The sequence below is a fragment of the Aeribacillus sp. FSL W8-0870 genome (genome assembly GCF_037963755.1).
In the GTDB taxonomy this organism is placed as follows: Bacteria; Bacillota; Bacilli; order Bacillales; family Aeribacillaceae; genus Aeribacillus; species Aeribacillus composti.
This window is the reverse complement of record NZ_CP150165.1, coordinates 909,773-929,594: the sequence shown is the minus strand read 5'-3', so window position 1 is coordinate 929,594 and position 19,822 is coordinate 909,773. Positions and strand designations below refer to the sequence as shown.

General features: G+C 36.1%; 18 protein-coding genes and 1 CRISPR repeat array. Of the genes, 1 reads left to right on the top strand and 17 read right to left on the bottom strand.

All coding sequences use genetic code 11. The features are described from left to right. Positions 1-16: 16 nt before the first annotated feature. From NSU02_RS04455 to NSU02_RS04410, 10 genes are all read right to left on the bottom strand, one after another. On the bottom strand, positions 17-1,441 hold the full coding sequence (locus NSU02_RS04455) for an 8-oxoguanine deaminase (protein ID WP_339194456.1): 1,425 nt from the start codon (positions 1,439-1,441) through the stop codon (positions 17-19). A 704-nt stretch (positions 1,442-2,145) separates the two neighbouring features. Continuing rightward, a complete protein-coding gene (locus NSU02_RS04450) occupies positions 2,146-2,277 on the bottom strand; it encodes a hypothetical protein (protein ID WP_339194454.1) in 132 nt (43 codons plus the stop codon). Between the two features lie 323 nt (positions 2,278-2,600). Further along, positions 2,601-3,629: direct repeats of the CRISPR family, unit length 30 nt; unit sequence GTTTCAATTCCTCATAGTTAAGATAAAAAC. A gap of 277 nt (positions 3,630-3,906) precedes the next feature. Further along, on the bottom strand, positions 3,907-4,908 hold the full coding sequence (locus NSU02_RS04445) for a histidinol phosphate phosphatase domain-containing protein (protein ID WP_339195674.1): 1,002 nt from the start codon (positions 4,906-4,908) through the stop codon (positions 3,907-3,909). A gap of 21 nt (positions 4,909-4,929) precedes the next feature. Continuing rightward, positions 4,930-5,715 (bottom strand): DeoR/GlpR family DNA-binding transcription regulator, encoded by a 786-nt coding sequence (locus tag NSU02_RS04440; protein ID WP_339194451.1) that lies wholly within the window; start codon positions 5,713-5,715, stop codon positions 4,930-4,932. An 18-nt stretch (positions 5,716-5,733) separates the two neighbouring features. Next, positions 5,734-6,753, bottom strand: coding sequence for an ABC transporter ATP-binding protein (locus NSU02_RS04435; RefSeq protein ID WP_339194449.1), 1,020 nt, complete (start codon positions 6,751-6,753; stop codon positions 5,734-5,736). Beyond that, on the bottom strand, positions 6,750-7,616 hold the full coding sequence (locus NSU02_RS04430; protein WP_063386972.1) for an ABC transporter permease subunit: 867 nt from the start codon (positions 7,614-7,616) through the stop codon (positions 6,750-6,752). The genes NSU02_RS04435 and NSU02_RS04430 overlap by 4 nt, the downstream gene beginning before the upstream one ends. Beyond that, positions 7,613-8,467 carry an ABC transporter permease subunit gene (locus tag NSU02_RS04425; protein ID WP_339194447.1) on the bottom strand — a complete coding sequence of 285 codons (855 nt, stop codon included), beginning with the start codon at positions 8,465-8,467 and terminating at the stop codon, positions 7,613-7,615. The genes NSU02_RS04430 and NSU02_RS04425 overlap by 4 nt, the downstream gene beginning before the upstream one ends. 97 nt (positions 8,468-8,564) lie before the next feature. After that, the gene (locus NSU02_RS04420) at positions 8,565-9,401 is read right to left on the bottom strand and encodes an alkaline phosphatase family protein (RefSeq protein WP_339194445.1); all 837 of its coding nucleotides are present in this window, start codon (positions 9,399-9,401) and stop codon (positions 8,565-8,567) included. Continuing rightward, positions 9,391-10,506, bottom strand: coding sequence for an extracellular solute-binding protein (locus NSU02_RS04415; RefSeq protein WP_339194443.1), 1,116 nt, complete (start codon positions 10,504-10,506; stop codon positions 9,391-9,393). The genes NSU02_RS04420 and NSU02_RS04415 overlap by 11 nt, the downstream gene beginning before the upstream one ends. A 707-nt stretch (positions 10,507-11,213) precedes the next feature. Beyond that, positions 11,214-11,990, bottom strand: a complete 777-nt coding sequence (locus NSU02_RS04410; RefSeq protein WP_339194441.1) for a TM1812 family CRISPR-associated protein — start codon at positions 11,988-11,990, stop codon at positions 11,214-11,216. On the opposite strand from NSU02_RS04410, the gene NSU02_RS04405 reads away from it, so the two are divergent. Continuing rightward, entirely contained in the window at positions 11,938-12,420 is a 483-nt protein-coding gene (locus NSU02_RS04405; protein ID WP_339195869.1) for a hypothetical protein, read from the top strand. The two genes, NSU02_RS04410 and NSU02_RS04405, sit on opposite strands and share 53 nt — an antisense overlap. 160 nt (positions 12,421-12,580) lie before the next feature. Here the strand turns inward: NSU02_RS04405 and NSU02_RS04400 are convergent, their stop codons facing one another. The 7 genes from NSU02_RS04400 to NSU02_RS04370 form a co-directional block, all read right to left on the bottom strand. Then, positions 12,581-13,378 carry an inositol monophosphatase family protein gene (locus NSU02_RS04400; RefSeq protein ID WP_339194439.1) on the bottom strand — a complete coding sequence of 266 codons (798 nt, stop codon included), beginning with the start codon at positions 13,376-13,378 and terminating at the stop codon, positions 12,581-12,583. 49 nt (positions 13,379-13,427) lie between these two features. Beyond that, a complete protein-coding gene (locus NSU02_RS04395; RefSeq protein WP_339194437.1) occupies positions 13,428-14,501 on the bottom strand; it encodes an ABC transporter ATP-binding protein in 1,074 nt (357 codons plus the stop codon). Further along, positions 14,498-15,397 carry a carbohydrate ABC transporter permease gene (locus NSU02_RS04390; RefSeq protein ID WP_339194435.1) on the bottom strand — a complete coding sequence of 300 codons (900 nt, stop codon included), beginning with the start codon at positions 15,395-15,397 and terminating at the stop codon, positions 14,498-14,500. Before NSU02_RS04390 ends, NSU02_RS04395 begins: the two co-directional genes overlap by 4 nt. A 16-nt stretch (positions 15,398-15,413) precedes the next feature. Then, positions 15,414-16,301 carry a sugar ABC transporter permease gene (locus tag NSU02_RS04385; RefSeq protein WP_339194433.1) on the bottom strand — a complete coding sequence of 296 codons (888 nt, stop codon included), beginning with the start codon at positions 16,299-16,301 and terminating at the stop codon, positions 15,414-15,416. A 160-nt stretch (positions 16,302-16,461) separates the two neighbouring features. Further along, a complete protein-coding gene (locus NSU02_RS04380) occupies positions 16,462-17,844 on the bottom strand; it encodes an extracellular solute-binding protein (protein ID WP_339194431.1) in 1,383 nt (460 codons plus the stop codon). A gap of 6 nt (positions 17,845-17,850) precedes the next feature. Beyond that, positions 17,851-18,756 (bottom strand): tetratricopeptide repeat protein, encoded by a 906-nt coding sequence (locus NSU02_RS04375; RefSeq protein ID WP_339194429.1) that lies wholly within the window; start codon positions 18,754-18,756, stop codon positions 17,851-17,853. Positions 18,757-18,778: 22 nt separating this feature from the next. Beyond that, a complete protein-coding gene (locus tag NSU02_RS04370; RefSeq protein WP_339194427.1) occupies positions 18,779-19,771 on the bottom strand; it encodes a LacI family DNA-binding transcriptional regulator in 993 nt (330 codons plus the stop codon). Positions 19,772-19,822: the final 51 nt, after the last annotated feature.

The window sequence follows — 19,822 nt, the reverse complement described above, 5'->3', positions numbered from 1 at the left end:
GCTTATCCCCCCTTATCTAAGTTAGAATAGCTGAGTTTCTTATTCTTGGTTTTTTATAATTGACTTTTGTATGCTCAAGAGCCGTTTCCAGCATTCTTTCAGCAGCTTTTTGCGCCCGCATGGCAAATGATTCTTCATCGATATTGACAAGACGCCCTTTATCTACAACAATCTGTCCGCCAACGATAGTCATATCGACTGTCGGTGTGCCCGCTAGAATCGGAAGTGCCGTATCGTTGAAAAGCGCACCAGCAAATTCTAATCGATTCGTATCAATCATAAACATATCAGCAGCCTTGCCGACTTCCAATGAACCAATGGCATCTTCCCAGCCAAGCACTTTAGCTGAACCTCTCGTCGCAATCGACAAACAATCTTCAGCACTTAGCGCTGTCGTTCCATGCTGAAGATTATGGAGCAGGTTCATAATTTTTAAATCTAATAATAGATTGGAGGAATCATTAGAAGCTGAACCATCAACACCAAATCCCACTTTTACCCCTGCCTGCAGCATGTCCATAATTCGCATCGTTCCGGAAGCCATTTTCATATTGCTGCTCGGACAATGAGCAACTCCGCAGCCACAAGCACCCAGCTTGGCAATTTCTTTGTCATCAAACCAGATTCCATGCGCATACCACACGTCTTCGCCGACCCAACCTGTTTCTTCCATTAGTTCGAAAGGACGCATGCCAAACTTTTCTCTGCAAAAATCCTCTTCATCGATCGTTTCCGCCAAATGGGTATGCATCCGAACGCCATAACTGCGTGCTAAATCCGCTGATTCACGCAGCAAGTCTTTGCTAACCGAAAATGGTGAACAAGGTGCAACACCTACCCGCAGCATCGAAAATTTACTAGGATCATGATAGGTTTCAATAATTCTCATGGTATCTCGAAGAATAACATCCTCCGGCTGAACGATTTCATCTGGCGGCAATCCCCCTTTTGATCGTCCTAAACTCATAGAGCCTCTAGTTGGGTAAAAACGAATTCCGATCTCACGTGCTGCCCGTATTTCCTCATCAATTAATTCACAGCTGACTCCATTCGGAAAAACGTAAAAATGGTCAGCTGATGCCGTACAACCGCTTTTAAGTAACTCACCTAATCCGACAACAGCACTTAAATACACATCTTCCGGCCTTAGATGGCGCCAAATATCGTACAAAGCGATTAGCCAATCAAACAGCTCAACATTTTGCACCCAAGGGATATTGCGGGTGAAAGTCTGATACAAATGATGATGCGTATTGATTAACCCCGGATAAACAATTTTTCCGCGCGCATCAATGACAATATCCGCTGACTCACAAGGTAAATCATAGCCAATCGCTTTAATCTCTTGACCGACAACATACATGCTGCCGCCTGGGTATTCCGTTCGATTTTCATCCATAGTAATAATATTTTTGGCATTTTTTATGAACAACGTCTTCATTCATTCACCCCTTTATAATACGATCAATCCCTTTTATGTTAATTTTTATAACACAATACGTAATGTGTATTTATTATATATTCTTTTCAGTTGTTTAACATTAGCGAATATTCACAATTTTTAATGTGATTTTGTGTATTTTAACTAAAAATTTACGTATTTATGTTATATATTATGACATAATTGTCGTTTTTTTAAGAGGAGCGGTATATGGGGGAGTGGATTTGTTTCCATATTTAGGAAATAAAAAGCCCAGTTTTTCAACTGAGCTAAATAAATATTTTTCGGCAACCGTTATATATAGGGACTTCCAAACGAATAGGCAATGTTGAATGAATCCGAATGTGACAGTAAAAGAGATGACCAGATTTAAATCTTGTACTCTTCATCCGTAGTGAAATCCCTTTTGCATGCCGGTTGAAATTTTGCAATGTGACTGGTTCATTCGGATGGCCGTCATCAGGAACCGGCTTTGCCTGAATTGTTTTGTCCGAAAAGATTTCCTCCTGCAAACTCGGCTTCCATCAGAACCGTTTTATCCGATCACATATAAGGGAATACGCTAGGACGAATGATCGGTGCCGTAATAGTCAGATACCCTTGTGTCTTCGTCGTAATCTTGTATGCGTTTTTCTCTTATACATTACACCCTCTCTCAGGTAAAATAAAAAGCACTCCTAAAAGGAGCGCCAATTTTTGAAAAATTAATGGAATTCAACATCATCTATCTTCCATGAAAAACGATCAGATCTTGTATCTTCATTTTGTTTTTCTTTTTGATCATCAACAGGTTTATTTTTATTAATATCAACAGGTTCTTTACTATCCTCTTTCATTTTCTTGACCATCTCACATAAAAAATTGTGATCACTATAATCTGCTTTATTTTAAAAGTCGCTTCTTTATCCAAAAATATTTCTTCTTCGCCCTAATAAACTGATTTAGAAAAATTCTTTCACTTCAACAATGCTATTAAACGGTTTACATTCAACTTTTTCGCTTAATTCTTCATCATCAAATGCTGGGTATCGTAACGTACCTACAACCATACGGATTACCAGGAAGCCCTCCTGCAGGTGGATTATTTACTGTACAAAAAAACTTTCCATCTATTTGTCCATGATTTTCTTACTCTTTTATCGTGTGATATCGAGATTATTGTTTCAAATCTTATGGATAAGATAAAAAACGGAGAGTTGCTTCAGCTTTTCTTGCGGTCTGATACAGTTTTAATTCCTCATAGTTAAGATAAAAACGGTACATCGGTGAGCCAGAACATACCTTTTAGATTCGGGTTTCAATCCCTCATAGTTAAGATAAAAACGTTAATAACGTATATAAATAATAGCGACTATATACTATAGTTTCAATTCCTCATAGTTAAGATAAAAACGAAGTCATCAAGCGTTTGGTGCATGTTATGTATCGAAGTTTCAATTCCTCATAGTTAAGATAAAAACGAAAAAGTATCAACACAATGAATATTTTAGAGTCAAAGTTTCAATTCCTCATAGTTAAGATAAAAACGATCACTTGGATATTTTGATGACAAAGAAGATGCAAGTTTCAATTCCTCATAGTTAAGATAAAAACTTATGGGGTATCCGAAAGTTCGCGATATGAAATAGTTTCAATTCCTCATAGTTAAGATAAAAACATGGCGGTATCAGCTTCATACTCGTCGAATTTGCGTTTCAATTCCTCATAGTTAAGATAAAAACATTATCCGAGATCCAAGAAGGGAACACAGTTTTGTTGTTTCAATTCCTCATAGTTAAGATAAAAACGTTGAGTGTACGGATCATATGCCGTACACTCCACCACGTTTCAATTCCTCATAGTTAAGATAAAAACGAACTTGAATATCTCAAGCAACAAAAGCAACAAAAGTTTCAATTCCTCATAGTTAAGATAAAAACGAAGGAGTTTGCACTTCTTGGTCAAATTCTCGGCGAGTTTCAATTCCTCATAGTTAAGATAAAAACTGTTTATTGCACAAAATGAAGAGGCGAGAAAGGTCATCTCGTTTCAATTCCTCATAGTTAAGATAAAAACATATGCCCGTATATCGGCGAGGAAAAGGCGGAGCTTGTTTCAATTCCTCATAGTTAAGATAAAAACTGAGATACATTGCGATGATTAAGAATCTTTCCTGCGGGTTTCAATTCCTCATAGTTAAGATAAAAACCCCCAAAAGTTGTTGATATGACTAGATTTTGATAATAATGAAAATTTTGTTATTTCAATTTTAGCGTAAACAGGAATTTTTATCAATTCTTTGTTTTTCGTTTATTTTCTGCAGATTTTGCATCGTTACTCTAAAAAAGAAATTGTCGTCGATCCCCCGGGATTTTTGCACGATTGGAGGTCGACGACAATTTTTAAGAGGTTCCGTTATAATTGCAAGTTTCCATCTCTTTCGTACATAGTTGAAAACAGTTTATAATATCATAAGTTTTCCCGTACTACTTGTCTAAATCAATTTCAATTCTTTTCCTTTTCTCAAATGTTGCTATTTTCTTAATGCCGATTGATTTTAACAATTCTCTCGCTTCATCTAATAAATTGCCTACATCATCTGGAAAATGAGCATCAGAAGACATAGTTATAGGTACTTCATATTGAGATAAAATTTTTAAAAATTCAGGACTTGGACACATCTCATTAATCGGATAGCGGTAAGCAAGTCCTGTATTGATTTCAGTTGCCGTATCATTTTCTTTTAAGCTTTGGGCAATATGGCGGTAATAGCCTTTCAGATCTTCTTCATTTGGCCGAAATCCATATACTTTTAAATTATCAAGGTGCCCTACAATATCAAACAGTTTTGAAGAAATGGCTTGTTCAATAACTTTAAAATGTTCCTCATAAAGAACATTTAAATCAAAATGGTGAAAATACTCTTTAGTATCTGGGTTATCAAATCCCCATCCTTTATAAAAATGAACAGAACCTATTACATAATCCCACTGATATTGAGATAATATCTCTACAAGGTCCTCTTCACACCCAGGAAAGAAATCTGCTTCAATCCCAAACTTTAATCGAACGCCCTCTGCTTCCCATTTTCGCTTTTCATTTTCTATCAACTTGGCAAACTGCTCGATTGAGACACATGAAACTATATCCAACCAATTATTTTGCAATGTGCCAAGTCGATCATTTTCTAAATAAATATATTTCTTATAAAAGGATTTCATTTCTTTAAATCGATATAGATGATCAACTATTCCCACTTCCTTTAACCCGATTTTTTTTGCTTGTTTTAAATAAAAATCTAGCCAAAATGAAGAAAATGCCCCTTGTTCCATTCGATAATTCATAATTCTCGCTGTTCCCATAAGCCATTCTTTAGAATGAGGATCATATGGGATTTTCCAAAACTGTTCAATCGCTCGAACAGTTCGATTCCACCAATTTAATGAATATGGTCCTTCTTCTAAATGAACGTGGTAGTCTACTTTCATCATAAAATCCTTTCAGATTTATTAGTCTGCAGTAATCCAGTTAATACCATTTGTTTTTTTATGATTTTTCCACCCTTTTGGGATAGGTTGATCACAAACAATCACATCTACTTTTTCAAGAGGACAAATTTTACAAAAAGCATCGACACCAATTTTTGAATGATCAACAAGTAAAATAATTTCTTTTGACACATGTATCATTTCTTGAGAGACAGACGTTTCTGTCAAATCATAGTCACTTACGCCGCCATCTATAGAAACTCCTCCTGCTGAAATGAAGGCCTTATCAATATGAAATTGACTTAACATTTTTTCAGTTAATCTTCCGCCTACTGACTGCTGCTTTGGATTTAGTTGGCCGCCTAATAACAATACTTCTCCAGAAAACATTTTTTGGTTTAATAGATCAGTTAAAACTGAGGAAACTGGCAAAGAATTTGTTAAGATTGTTATTTCTTTTTTATTTTCAATAGATCTTGCCAATTCTAATGCGGTTGTTCCAACATCGATCACAATTGTGTCGCCATCTGAAATAAGCATGGCCGCTGCTTTTCCAATTTTTATTTTCGCTTCTTGGTTCACTATTTTTCTCTGTACAAATGGAGGCTCTGTTCCTTGATAAGATTTTTTTACTGCCCCGCCATATACTCGCTTTAATAGTCCTTTTTCTTCTAAAATCATTAAATCCCGGCGGATTGTTTCTTGAGAAACTTGAAATTGCTCGGCAAAATCAATGACCTTTACTTTTCCGGTTCGATCTAATTCTTGAAGTATGGCATTTTTTCTTTCCTCTGGAAGTATGGACATTAACTAAAACTTCCTCCTTTAAAACACAATGCATTCCGATTTTGGAATGATTAGATGAAGATTTTCTCCTTGTTTAAAGAAATGTTCACGAGAATGGAGATAATCTACTTTCACTAAAACTCCATTGACGTTCATTTCGTACCTAATTACATTGCCTATCATCGAAACATCCTGAACTGTCCCTTGAACAATCCATTTTTCTTCAATATTTGACACATCTGCTGTTATCTCAACTAAATCGATAACTTCTGGCCGAATAGCCACTTCTTGTCCTTCAGTAGCAAGCTCTTCTGTTTGAATCATCTTCTGAAATTGATCCATTTGCAAAACATTATAATTTCCAATAAATTTAGCCACAAATGAATTAACTGGTGAGGTATAAATTTCACTTGGAATGCCAGATTGAACAATGCTTCCTTCGTTCATAATATAAATTGTATCGGACATTGTCATCGCTTCTTCCTGATCATGTGTCACAAATATAGTGGTAATCTGAAACTCCCTTTGAATTTTTTTTAATTCTAGCTGCAAATTTCTTCGAATTTTCGCATCTAATGCACTTAATGGTTCATCTAAAAGCAATACTTTCGGCTCTAAAATAAGACTTCGTGCAAGTGCAACTCGCTGCTGCTGTCCTCCAGAAAGCTGATGAGGGTAGGAATCTTCCTTACCGATTAAATCCATCATCTCAATCATACGTTGCACACGATTTTTAATGTTTTTCTTCTTTTTCATCTTTAAACCGAATGCAATATTGTCAAAAACGGTCATGTTAGGAAAAAGGGCATATGATTGAAAGACCATCCCAATTTCCCGATTACGCGGTTCCATATTTGTAATATTTTTTCCATCTACATGAATAGCTCCTTCATCAATATCGACCAATCCTGCTATAGATCTTAATAAAGTGCTTTTACCACAACCACTTTGTCCGAGTAAAGTAGCGAACTCTCCTTGTCTAAGCGATAAAGAAATTTTATTTAAAACCGTTTGCTGCTGATAACGCTTCGTCACCTGATCAATTATTAAGTAGCTCATTTATGTTCACCCTTTAAAAATCCTTTTGTTTTTTCACCAACTAAAATCAGCTGCTTCCGTTTTCCAAATACTGACTGAAATTGCATCGGCCGTTTTTTAAGTTTTAAAATAATCCATGTTAATAGTAAAATAATGACATAATATGTAATAACAATTGCACTTGCTGTATGCCCGCTTTTATTTAACTTTTGATAAAGATAAATTTGGATCGTTTCAAACCGTCCGCCAACAAGCAAGTTCGCTAATACAAATTCACCAAACAATAATGCAATGGAAAGCAAGGTCGAAACGAAAATTCCTGACAAGATGTTTGGCACTACAATTTTTTGAAATGCTTGAAACTTGGTCGCCCCCAACAATTCAGCTGCACTGACTAATTCTTGAGCATTAATTGTTTGCAAGCTGTTCCGAATACCTTGATACATGTACGGCATTGTAATCACGAAATAAGCACCGACTAAAAGCCATGGTGTACCAGAGATTTGCAATGGACCGCTGGAATATACTTTAATCAATCCTACTGCTCCTACAATAGGCGGAATTCCGTACGGAAGCATCGCTACAGCTTGAAGAATTCTTTCAAATCTTCTAAAATAAACCGCAACAATAAATATTGTCGGGAGCATTATGATGTTGCTTATCGCCACTGTGACTAGTATGAGAAATAGGGATCGAAGCAAAGCCTGATAAAAACGTTCATCACTAAATAATTCTCCATACCACTTAAAAGTAATACTCTCCGGTAATAACGTATGATCCCACTTGCCTGCAATTGAAAATATCAAAGTAGCTGCAAGCGGCAGGAGCAAATAAATAACTAAAACAACAAGAACAGTTTTATGGAAAATTTTATTGAATTTCAAGATAAATCTCTCCTTATCCGCCGCATCATGCGGTTATTAATCCACATTGCAGCAAGCATTGTTACCGCTAAAAGAACACCAAGCGCGCTGCCTAACTGCGGCTTTAATGCAACATCACTTGCAACAAGTGATGCAATTTGCAGCGACAGTAAATTATAATTGTTTCCCACAAGAGCATAAGCTGTTGCATAGGCTCCCATAGCATTGGCAAACAAAATGCTTAATGTCCCAACAATACTAGGCAGCAAATAAGGAATGCCGATATGGAGCCAAAAGCGGACATTTGTTGCGCCTAACAAAGATGCTGCCTCCATCCATTGTTTTTGTATCCCTTTATAAGCGGGATATAATAACATAATTGCTAATGGAATTTGGAAATAAATATAGACAAGTATGAGACCTGACCATGAGTATAAGTTAAATTCGGCAAATAAATCTAAACCAAGTTCAGCAAAAAGAAGTGTAAATAACCCGTTAGTCCCTAATAAAATAATGTAGGAAAAAGCAAGCGGAATACCTTCGAAATTTGATGTCATATTTGTAATCATCAGCATGCGATCTTGAATTTTTCTCGAAAAACGGGTAATGGAATAGGCCGTTATAATTGCAATGATTATAGAGACAACTGATGAAAATAACGAAATCAAAACACTGTTTTGAACAGCTTGTAAATAATAAGAGCTATGAAACACTGTAAAATATTGAATCATTGAAGGTGTTTTACCATCATCCGCCAAAAAACTGTTATGAATCATAGCAAATAATGGCCAAAACTCAAAACTGATGACAAGCAAAACAAATGGCAAAAGCAAAACCAACAAAAATAATTTTTGTTTCTTTAATTTTCTCAAGGATTTTCGCTCCTTTAGTTTGTTCCGCCTTTAAAATCGATCTAGCAATAAAGCTAGATCGATTTTATTTGATGAACTAAATGCAAAGGCTGTCGAATTAATTGAAAACTTTTTTATTTTTTAGTCCTGGCATTTGATATGAAATCATTTCTTCTGAAGGTTCAATCCCCAGCAATTGACAAACAAGCGGCGCAAAGGCTAGTTGTGGAATCACTTCATCATACACACCAGCTTCTATTTTCTCGCTTATGACAAATAGCGGTACATCCCTTTCACAGGATGTTGTGCCACCATGATTTCCTGTTTCACTCATTCCATGATCAGATGTAATTAAAATTTGATACCCTTCCTGTCGCCAAATCGGTACAGTTTGAGCTAGCAAACTGCCTACTTTTAAAATTTGTTCCCGATATTCTTTAGATTCCGCTCCAAATTGTTCACCTTTTAAATCAACACCCATAGGATGAATGTATAAAAAATCGGGCATATATTTTCTTCTTAAATATTCTGCATCAACCATTAAATGAGAATCAGGATAATCATCTTCCCAATAAAAAATTCCATATTGAATAGGTTTTGTTTCATCCATTTGGAAACGATCTTCTACAAAATCAAATGGTGCTCGATTATAAAGCTCGCTTACCCAATAGTAAGCCGCTGCGGCATTACGAAGACCGTGTTCTTTTGTTAAGTGAAACAGACTTTTTTGCTTCGATAAGCGAACTGTCTGGTTAGTTGTTATACCGTTTGTAGAAGCAGGTGTCCCAGTCAATAAAACTTCATATAATGGCCGAGATAAACTTGGCAGTTCCGATTTCACTTTATATAATGCCGCTTGTTTTATTTCAACGAGGTGCTGTAAATATCCGAGTGCATCATATGCTTTGTCATACCGCATTCCGTCTACAACGACGACGATTACTTTATTTGACATGTACTTGCACCTCTTCTTGCCATATTTGCGGCAATTTTTTTGCTGTTTCTTCCCACACTTTATGGTCTTCAACTGGTTTTGCATTTTTGTACTGTTCTTCTGGTATCATTTTTTCAGCTACTTCTGAAGGCAGTTCGACTTTACGAATTGGTCGTGCATATCCTTTTGCTAAATTAATTTGACCTTCATCACTTAATATATACTCTCTTGTCAGCATTGCGGCATGAGGGTGTTTTGCATATTTATTAATAATCGTTGCATACCCACTGACAACAGAACCTTCTTCTGGAATAGTAATGTCAAATTGTTCACGGTTAATTTGATCAGCATAATTAAGAGCATTAAAGTCCCAAAGAATCGCTACTTCCACTTCCCCTTTTTCAATCATGGCCGGGGAAGGGTCCGTTAAACTAAGACGTCCTTGTTTTGCAAGTTTCGCGAAGAAATCAATACCAGGTTGAATATTCGATTCATTACCACCAAGTGCCATTGCCGCTGCCAAAATGGACATTTGCGCTTGTGTGGCTCTCTGAACATCACCGACTGTTACTTTGTAATCACCTTCTAATAGATCATTCCAAGATTTTGGAGGATTTTTTACAAGCTCTTTATTTGTTAAAAAAGCAATGGTTCCTTGATAGCCAACAACCCAATCACCATTGTCATCCTTCGCCCAATCAGGTATTTCATCCCAATAGGAAGTTTTATAAGGAAGTGTTAATTCTTTCTCCTCCGCTACAGGCCCAAATGAGATGCCTACATCACCAATATCTGCTGTCGCATTATCTTTTTCTGCTTCAAATTTAGCTATTTCTTCAGCACTGGACATATCTGTATCTGTATGCTTTAACCCATACTCCTCTGAAAGTTCTTGCCATGTTTCTTTCCAGTTTGCCCAAGTATCCGGCATTCCGACACTATTCACTTCACCTTCCTGTTTAGCTTTTTCAACAATTTCATCAAGAGTAAGTGATTCAGTATCGATTTCTTTGGAAGAAGATTCACTTCCGCCGCCTCCACAAGCTGCCAAACCTAATAAACTTAACCCTAAAATACAGACTTGTAATGACTTGCCAGCTTTCCCAAAATGATTTTTCCCCATCATTCACTTCTCCTTTTAATGTGAATTGTTTTTGCTTTTTGTTGATTGTTTATGATTTCAGTATAAAAATAGAATGTAAATCACATATAAATTCAACATTAATATTTTGTTAACTTATACAAGTTTCTAAATGAAACAAGAAGAATTTTTTTAATTCATATTCCTACCAAACGAGAGTTGAACTAAGAATCTTGATGAAAGTTTTTCCAACTTTCGAAAATAAAAATTTTATCTATACAAGAAAAATCAATTTCATAAATCTCTTTTAAACTTCCATTGCAGTACAATTTCATGAAAAAAATTTCTAAGCATAAAAAAAAGCTTCTCAAATTCATTTGAGAAGCACGTTATTGCTGTGTTCAAACAAATACAGACCAAACACAAAGTAATCTTCCAGATAGAATATCAGTCGGAAATCGTTTTTTTTAATCGCTAAAAGGCTGGTATTTTCTTTTGCAAAGGTCTTCACGTTTTGATGCACAAATTTTTTCTTAACATCCTTCAAACATATAATACTTGATTTGTTCTATATAAATATGGTGTTAGATAATAAAGTTGAGTGTAATGAAATCCCACCTCAATATTTGATAAAGAAACTACTTTATGAGTAAAAGTAAAATTAATCTTTTCTTAACGTTTTATAAACAAAATGTCAATTGTTTTGAATAACACTCTTTATTTTTATTATCCTTTTTCCATAGTTTATTCGATTATCTAGATGATTCCTTTTGGAAATTAGGGCGTTTTCGCAAATTATTAAAATCATAAAGAGAAGGAAGTTTACTCAGTTTTGTTTCATTTGAATTATGAAAAATATATTTTTCAACAGTATTTGCAAGTTCCAAGCTTTTTTTGATAACTTTATCATAGTCATCGTGATCCCCAAAACCAGCATGAGCAATATGATTTCGTATAATCCTTATTTCATCATAAACCTGTCCAATTTTTTGGTAATCCTTGTTTGAATCATTTTTCAAAAAATGTAATAATAGATCTTGTATCTTTTTTCGATCATTTTTGTTCTGATAATCAATGGAAGGAATTCTTTTTTTATAAATGTACTGTAAATAAGTGATAATAGATTCAGCCAAACAAATATACCCATTAGCGTATCGATTATGATCAAAAAACCATTTTGCTAGTCGGAACTGGAATTCAGCATCATTATTGACGCCTTTAAAATAATTGACAAAATCAAGTAATTCCGGTTTTAAATACAATAACATCGACTGAGGCACTGGGACGTCATCAACTTTTTCCAATTGATACCTTAATTTATCCATCTGAGAACGTAATTCTCTAATATAATTCAAGTTAGTCAGTTTGGAAATGTTTAATATCGTTTGTTTGATATCGTTATCTTCCATTAATTCAGCCATTAAGTCGACATTCCCATATGTAACAAAATCAAATACTCCCTTCGTCCACTTGGTGATGGAAAACAATGGATTTAAATCTATAATTCCTTCCCTATTTGGGATGTTCATCAATCAATTTACGAAAAAGGAAATAACAGAAAAGCTATCCACAATGCTTTCACCCTTTTCGAAATTAGGAATTGGTGCAGTTGTTGCCATCAACAGCTCAAGTATTGCCCCTTACTTTAAAGGGTTTGACGCTCAGTTAATCAAGATTATGGCCGTTGTGTTTGTGCTTTCATTAATGGCCTATGCGATCGGTTGGATCTGTGGTTTGCTTTTGAAACAAGATCAAAGTACAACCATTTCCTTAATGTATAACAACGGGATGAGAAACATTAGTACAGGAGCCGTCATTGCCATTGCCTACTTTCCAGGTCCAGTTGCTATTCCAGTCATCGCCGGAATTTTATTTCAACAAATATTAGCTTCAATGATTGGAAGTATTATAGAAAAAAAGCAGCAGCTATCGAAGAAGCCGCAAGTTTTTTCACGATAGCGATTATTATAAAAAGTCCGATTAAAAAAGGAGCACATTTTCGTGCCCCTTTTTTCTTTCGAGATTGGATGAATTAAGTTGTAGGTTTGCATTCTAAAACCTCATCATAACTTAAACAATTATGACTCCAAATCAAGTTCACAACGTTTCTGATTGTTTTTCAATCTTTATTTAACATTTCATAGAGAGGTAAATGGATTTTTGAATTACTAGCAATCATATTTCCATCCTTCATTCGATAGTCTTCATTTTTTATTCCTGATACTCTGCCACCAGCTTCCTCAACAAGTAAAACACCTGCAGCGATGTCCCAAGGTGATAAGCCCCGCTGCCAAAAGCCGTCAATTCTTCCTGAAGCAACATATGCTAAATCAAGTGCCGATGAACCAGTTATACGAATATAACGACATCTTCCATATCCCTTTTGGAATTCAGATTGAAGAGAGCTATTTACATTCCAATCGGGGGCACAAAAACCAGTATGCAATAAACTATCTTCTAACCGATCTTGCTTAGAAACTTGAATAGGTTGACCGTTTAAAAATGCACCTTTCCCTTTTTCAGCAGAAAACAACTCTCGTCGGTTTGGTTCGTAAATGACTCCAACGATTGGGTCCCCATTTTTCATCACTGCAATCGATACTGCATAATGAGAAATGTTATGAACAAAATTCATCGTTCCATCTAATGGGTCAATGACCCAACAATAATCATCATATGAAGCTAGGATGGAAAATCCATTTTGTCCATTCGCCTGCTCTTCCGATAAAATGTGATGATGTATATATCGTTCTTTTATTTTTTTCATAATGAGCTCTTCGCTTTTTCGATCGATATTTGTCACTAAGTCGGTATGATTGGATTTTAAATCAACTTTTTTAATATTTGCCCACTGTTTACGAATCCAATCCCCAACTTCAACGGCAATGTTTTCTGCATTCGTACGCAGTTGTTCCATTATCGAATCTCCCCTTCTATCCTCATGACCGTCCCTGGCTTTCTCTTTGTTATACCAGCAAATTTTCACCCATTTCTTCACTAAAAATATGGATGGCATCTGTTTTTGGGTGTAAATGAATTGGTTCGCCGATTTTTATTTTTGTTTCGTTTTCCACAAAGAATCGCACCGAATGCTTTCCAATTTTAGCAGAGATAAGCTGCTCTCGGCCTAAATGTTCGATATTTGTAACAATAGCCGAAATAGAACCCTCATCTTCTGAAACAACCTTCATTTCATGCGGACGGATTCCTAACTTTACTTTTGTGCTTGTTGGTAAATTTAAACGTTTGTTTAATTTCAGTTGAAAACCTTCTCCTCTGATAAGTTGGTCACCATTCTCAATAAATAATTCTCCATCCAAAAAGTTCATTGGCGGATTACCTAAAAATTTTGCCACAAACAAATTCTTTGGTTGTGTAAATAAACGTTCTGGTGTGTCAAATTGTTGGATTTTCCCTTGGTCTAAAATAGCAATACGGTCGGCCATCGCCATTGCTTCCTCTTGGTCATGAGTCACCATAATCGTGGTAATGTTTAACTTTTTTTGTAGCTGACGAATTTCATCACGCATTTCAATTTTTAATCTGGCATCCAAGTTTGACATTGGCTCATCTAATAAAAGAAGGTCCGGTTCTTTGACAAGGGCACGTGCCATTGCTACGCGCTGCTGCTGTCCACCAGATAATTGACTCGGTTTTCGATCAAGAAAGTTTTCTAAACGTACAAGACGTGCTGCTTCTTCCGCACGTTCATGACGTACTTTTTTCGGAACCTTTTGTTGTTTTAACGGAAAGGCAATATTATCTCTCACAATCAAATGTGGATAAAGAGCATAGCTTTGAAAAACCATTCCGATATTACGATCTTTCGGTTCTAAATGGTTTACCACTTGATCCTCAAAGAAAATATTCCCTTTTGTCGGCTGATAAAGTCCTGCTAACATCATTAAGGTCGTCGATTTTCCACAACCACTCGGCCCTAACAAACAAATAAATTCTCCGTCACGAATATCAAGGTTTAAATTATGAATTGCGAGATGATTGGAAAATTGCTTTGAAACATGTTCTAGCCGAATGTTCATACGTGCTTACTCCCCCCCATATTCATTTGCATAAGTGATTTTTGGGTAAATATAAAGAAGAAAATGACAGGTAGCATATAAAACAATCCTGCAGCTGTTAATAATCCATAGTCAACCATTTGGAAATCACCAATGATTTTCTGCAAATAAGTCGCAAGCGTAACATTCTTTTCATCAAAAATAAAGGCATAAAGAAGAAGAAATTCCGACCAACCAGCTAAAAAGGAGAAAATACTAATCGCTGCAATTCCTGGCTTCACCAATGGAATGACAACTTGATACCAAGCATTGATTCGATTACATCCATCAATGAGTGCTGACCATTCCACATCCCAAGGAACATCATCAAAAAATCCTTTAATAATATAAGTAGACATCGGAATTTGTAACGCCGCTTTGACAAGCATGACGCCCCAAAGTGTGTCAATAAGTCCTAACGTGTCTAAAACATAAAAAACGGCAATCAAAAGTGCGACACTTGGAAAAGCATGTAATAAAATGATAGAACGAAGCAAGAAATGACGACCTGGAAACTCCATACGAGAAAGGGCGTATCCAGCCATTACACTAATTATGCCTTCCATGACCGTTAACCCACTGGCAAGAACGAACGTATTCCATGTCGCTTTCCAAATGCTTGGTAATTGTTTTGAACCAATTTCGACGTTTTCCCAAAGGAAACGCCAATTTTCAAACGTAATATTGGTTGGAATAATACCAGCGATCATATCCGTACTAATGGATGAAAAAAACAACCATACATACATCAGAAAAAGTGGTAAAGAAAGAAAGGATAATATCGTATAGGAGATGATTAATTTACGACGCCTTTTTAATTTTGAAAATGTAGACATTTTCACTTTCGATTCTGTTTTAACTTCCATTTCCAAATTCAAGAACATCCCCTCCCTTTTAATCGATTCTTGATGATTGAATCATTCGATTAAATCCAAGCAGCTTTAACATCATTCCTGTCACGATAATCGCTACCACAACTAATATAAGCGAAAAAGCGGAGCCGTATCCAAATTCTAAGTTTTTAAAGGCTTTATGGAAGGCATAAAGGGCCCATACTTCACTGTCAAACATCGGTCCTCCATCTGTTAACAACAAAATATATTCATATGATGTTAACAATGAAAGAAGCTCCCATACACTGACAAACATAACAGGCCATTTGATAGAAGGTAAAATAATATCTTTAATTACAGACCATTCGGATGCACCGTCAACCTTCGCCGCCTTAAACAACTCTCTCGGAATCGATTGAATAGCTGAAGAGAAAATGACCATCCCAAATGATGCTCCGACAAACCCGTTGACAATAATGATGGCTGTCATTGGATGTTCTAAAAGCCAAGCCATGGGTTCTTTGGAAAAAAGCAAGGCATTTAGAGTATTCAATAACCCATATTCACTTGCATCAAATAACCATAACCATAATAAAATGTAGACAACTGGAGGTGTGATGCGAGGGAGCATCCATAATGCTCTAAAAAACATTCCTGATTTTTCGTGTTGAATAAAATAAGATGAAAGTAATGCTAGCAGTAATGCGAATAAAACGTTGATGAGGAGCGTTCCACCAACATAAAAAATGGTATTTGTGACTAATTGAAAAAAATTTGGGTCCGTCACCATTTTTTCAAAGTTATGGAATCCTATAAAATTCCATTCCATCGCATAGTCCATATCGGTAAAAGCCATTAAAGTTGTGATGATAACCGGAACAACAAAAAATAAAAGGACAAGAGCTAAGAATGGACTTAGCATGATATATGGTAATAACCTCTTTTTCACCTATTCTCACCCTTTCCATTGTGAATTGACATACTGACATATTTTTGGGAACGTTCCCTTTTTCTCACTTTTTCTTTGTGATTCCTTGAAAAATAAACATGACATGTCATGACCAAATAAATCTCCACCCTTTTCAGGTGGAGATTCTATTATATTTTCATTATTTCACAATAATTTCATCCCCAAGATCGTTTTGAAGTTGCACTTCCATATCTGCCAGTGCTTCTTCCGGTGTCTTCTTACCAAGCTCTACACTTTGAATCGCTTTAAAGTAAGCATCTGCGTATTTATTAAAGTCAGCATGATTTGGTAAGAACGTTGTGTAATCGAGCATATATGTGACAGTGCTTAAGAACTCATCATTTTTAAATTCTTCAACATCAGCACCACTTTTATTAATTGGTAAATGGAACGTTTCAACAGAATGTTTTGCTTGATATTCAGGTGCTGCAACAAGCTCTAGTAAACGGATGACAAGCTCCGGATGTTCCGTTTGAGAAGACACTGTATGAACAAATGGGTGTGATAGTGTCATTGGTTTTCCGCCTTTTTCTGTTGCAGGAACAAGCATAAACCCAAAATTTTTCATAATATCATCAAACTCTGCCCCTTGCTCCATGTAGTTAAAGACGTTCCAAATACCGCCATACCAGAAGAGCGCTTTTCCATCAATCATCATTTGGTGAACGTTTTTCCATTCCATTGATGTAATCGATTCTGGAGTTACACCTTCTTTTTGTGTTAAGGATTCAAAATAACGAAGTGTTTCTAAAATCGCTTCTTTATTAAATACAAGCTTGTCCACTTTTTCATCATAAAGTTCTGCTCCAAAGTTTTTCGCAATCATATGAAGCTCAGAACCATTCACGGGTCGGTGTAAAATTCCCCACTCTACAAGTCCTGCATCTTTCGCCTCTTTTGCGACACGTGTCATATCTTCAACGGTAAACTCACCGTTCTTTACTTTTTCAGGAAGTGATTCAATTTCTTCATCTGTCCAACCTAATTTCTTTAAGACATCCTTACGATAGAAGATTGGTCGCGCTTCTGTATCTTGTAAGGCACCCCAAATATGTCCATCCCAAGTGACTGATTCCCAAAGTGTTGGGTATACATCACTATATGCCTCTGAATCCTTTAGTTCATCAAGATGTAAAATATAGTTCCCTTTTGCTAACCATGCAATATCTTCATGTCCGGTTAGATAAATATCAGGCTCATTTTTCGATTTATACGCTAAGATAAACTGTTTTCGATATTCTTCCCAGCTTCCATCAAATGCATTTGTTTCAAGCTTAACCTCAATATTTTTTCCTTCAGCTTCTAATTCTTGATTTAGCTTTTTAGCTGAATCTTCCAGGTTTTCTAATCGTGTTTTTTCACTACCAAACGTTTGTACTTTAATCGTGACGACTTCTTTACCATTTTCATTTGATTCATCACTTGAAGAAGTTTTTGCTTGATTATTATTACAGGCTGTAAGTAAAACAAAGAGTATTGAAACAATGAAAACAATACCTTTTTTAAACATACGCATCATCATACCTCCTTATTTTGTTTCAAATGGCCAATCATACTTTGGATGAAAGTTATATCGTAAAAAATACTGTTGGATAACCGCATTCGACCAGTATGATTGTGCCATGAATCGTTTCTTTTTCAAAAAATCTTGGGTATCGATGACGATTGAAAAGTTCGTATAATCTTCCCATGTTCCGTCAAACCCATTCGGCCACAATCGTTTTAGTGGATGGTCGGGAATACGTCCACCTTGTTTCACATGTTCATATGTTTCTCTTAACATATCTCTAATTGTTCGACCTGTTTGTGGATCCTTTAACGATTCCCATCCTTTTAAAAGAGAAGCATGTTTTCCCCATTCGATTCGGATGAGTGGCCGACCATTATTTGCATTCGCTTCATCAGCAGATTCTTGAGTCGTAATGATACGCCCATGAACAAAACTAGAAACCTTTAGGACTTCCTCAGTCTCTTCATCGTATTCCACCCAAATCTGCTCATGGTCACATGGCTCATAATCATCGGGATAATCGTAATCATCCTCCCAAAATAAGTGATAAGCAATAAGTGGTTTAGAAGGATGATGTATCGCTACTACATCTAGTAAATCAAAGCATTCCTTCTCTGTTGTATAAAGAATAGGAGCATATTTCATCACTTTTTCTTCCTCTTTATTCGTTAGAGAGGAAGGAGGATCAAGTTCAAGTACTTGTTGATAGAAATGACCTGCTTCTCGCAACTCTCCCCGTAAATGGTAGGCTTCTGCTATTCGAGCTAATGGATATGGGTCATTCGGCTTTATTTCACTCATTAGCTTATAAATTGCAATCGCTACCTCACATAACTGTAAATCGTCGACAATTTGACCATCTGAACAATGAATGAGTTTTACCATTAATTCAGGAAATTCACTCTGTAACAACTCTTTTAACATGATTGAACTCCTTTTGTATGATTTAGGTAGACTTTCGAACAATAACTTCAGAAGGAAGGATTGTTTTTTTCATGCCAAAGTCTTCGCCATTCAGCAGGGCAAAAAGCTTGGAAACAGCAAGTCCCCCCATTTTCTTTTTGTCCACACGGACTGTTGTAAGAGCAGGAAATGTTAATTTAGCAAATTCAATATCATCAAAACCCATTAGGGCTACATCATCTGGTATTTTCATTCCCATGAAATGGATCGTTTGCATTGCACCAATTGCCATCATATCGTTACTAGCAAAGATGGCATCTGGTCGTTCTTCTAACTGCATGAACTTATACGCATATTCCATCCCCGTTTCCATCTTTGAGTCACCAATCGCTCGATGGTAATGCTTTATTTCATAACCTTTTGCAGAAAGGGCAGCTTGAAAGCCTTCCCATCGAAGGCGGTAGCTTCGATGTTCAAGAGGACCGGAAATATAGGCGATTTTTGTATAATGTTTCGATAAGAGGTGCATCGCAGCATCATACGCACCGAGATAATCATCGTTCACAATATAATTAGAATTTTTTACCATATTCGTGTTGTTTACGAGTACAAAAGGTATGTTTTGTTCTTGGAAAATCGTAATTAATTGTTCAGGTACACGGCTTAATAAAATAGCTCCGTCAATTTGATGTTCAAGAAGCTCTATTGACGCCTCTCCTGTTACTTCATCGTCTGCTAATATTAAAATACTGTAGCCAGCTTTTTTCGTTTCTGTTACGATTGCATCAAGAATTGGTCCATAAAATGGATGGGCGATGATCGGCATATGTTTTCTATAAATAATGACACCGATAATCCCTGATTTTTTCGTAACCATTGCTCGTGCTAGTCGATTTGGTTTGTAATTTAATTCTTTCGCAACTTTTAACACTTTTTCTTTCGTTTCTTTTTTGCAACTACCGTTACCGGATAAAACTCTTGATACCGTTGATTTTGATACACCAGCTGCCTTGGCGATATCAATAATCGTGACCATTTATCACATCCTCATTTCTCAATTTGGGAACATTCCCAAAACTCTTAAGTC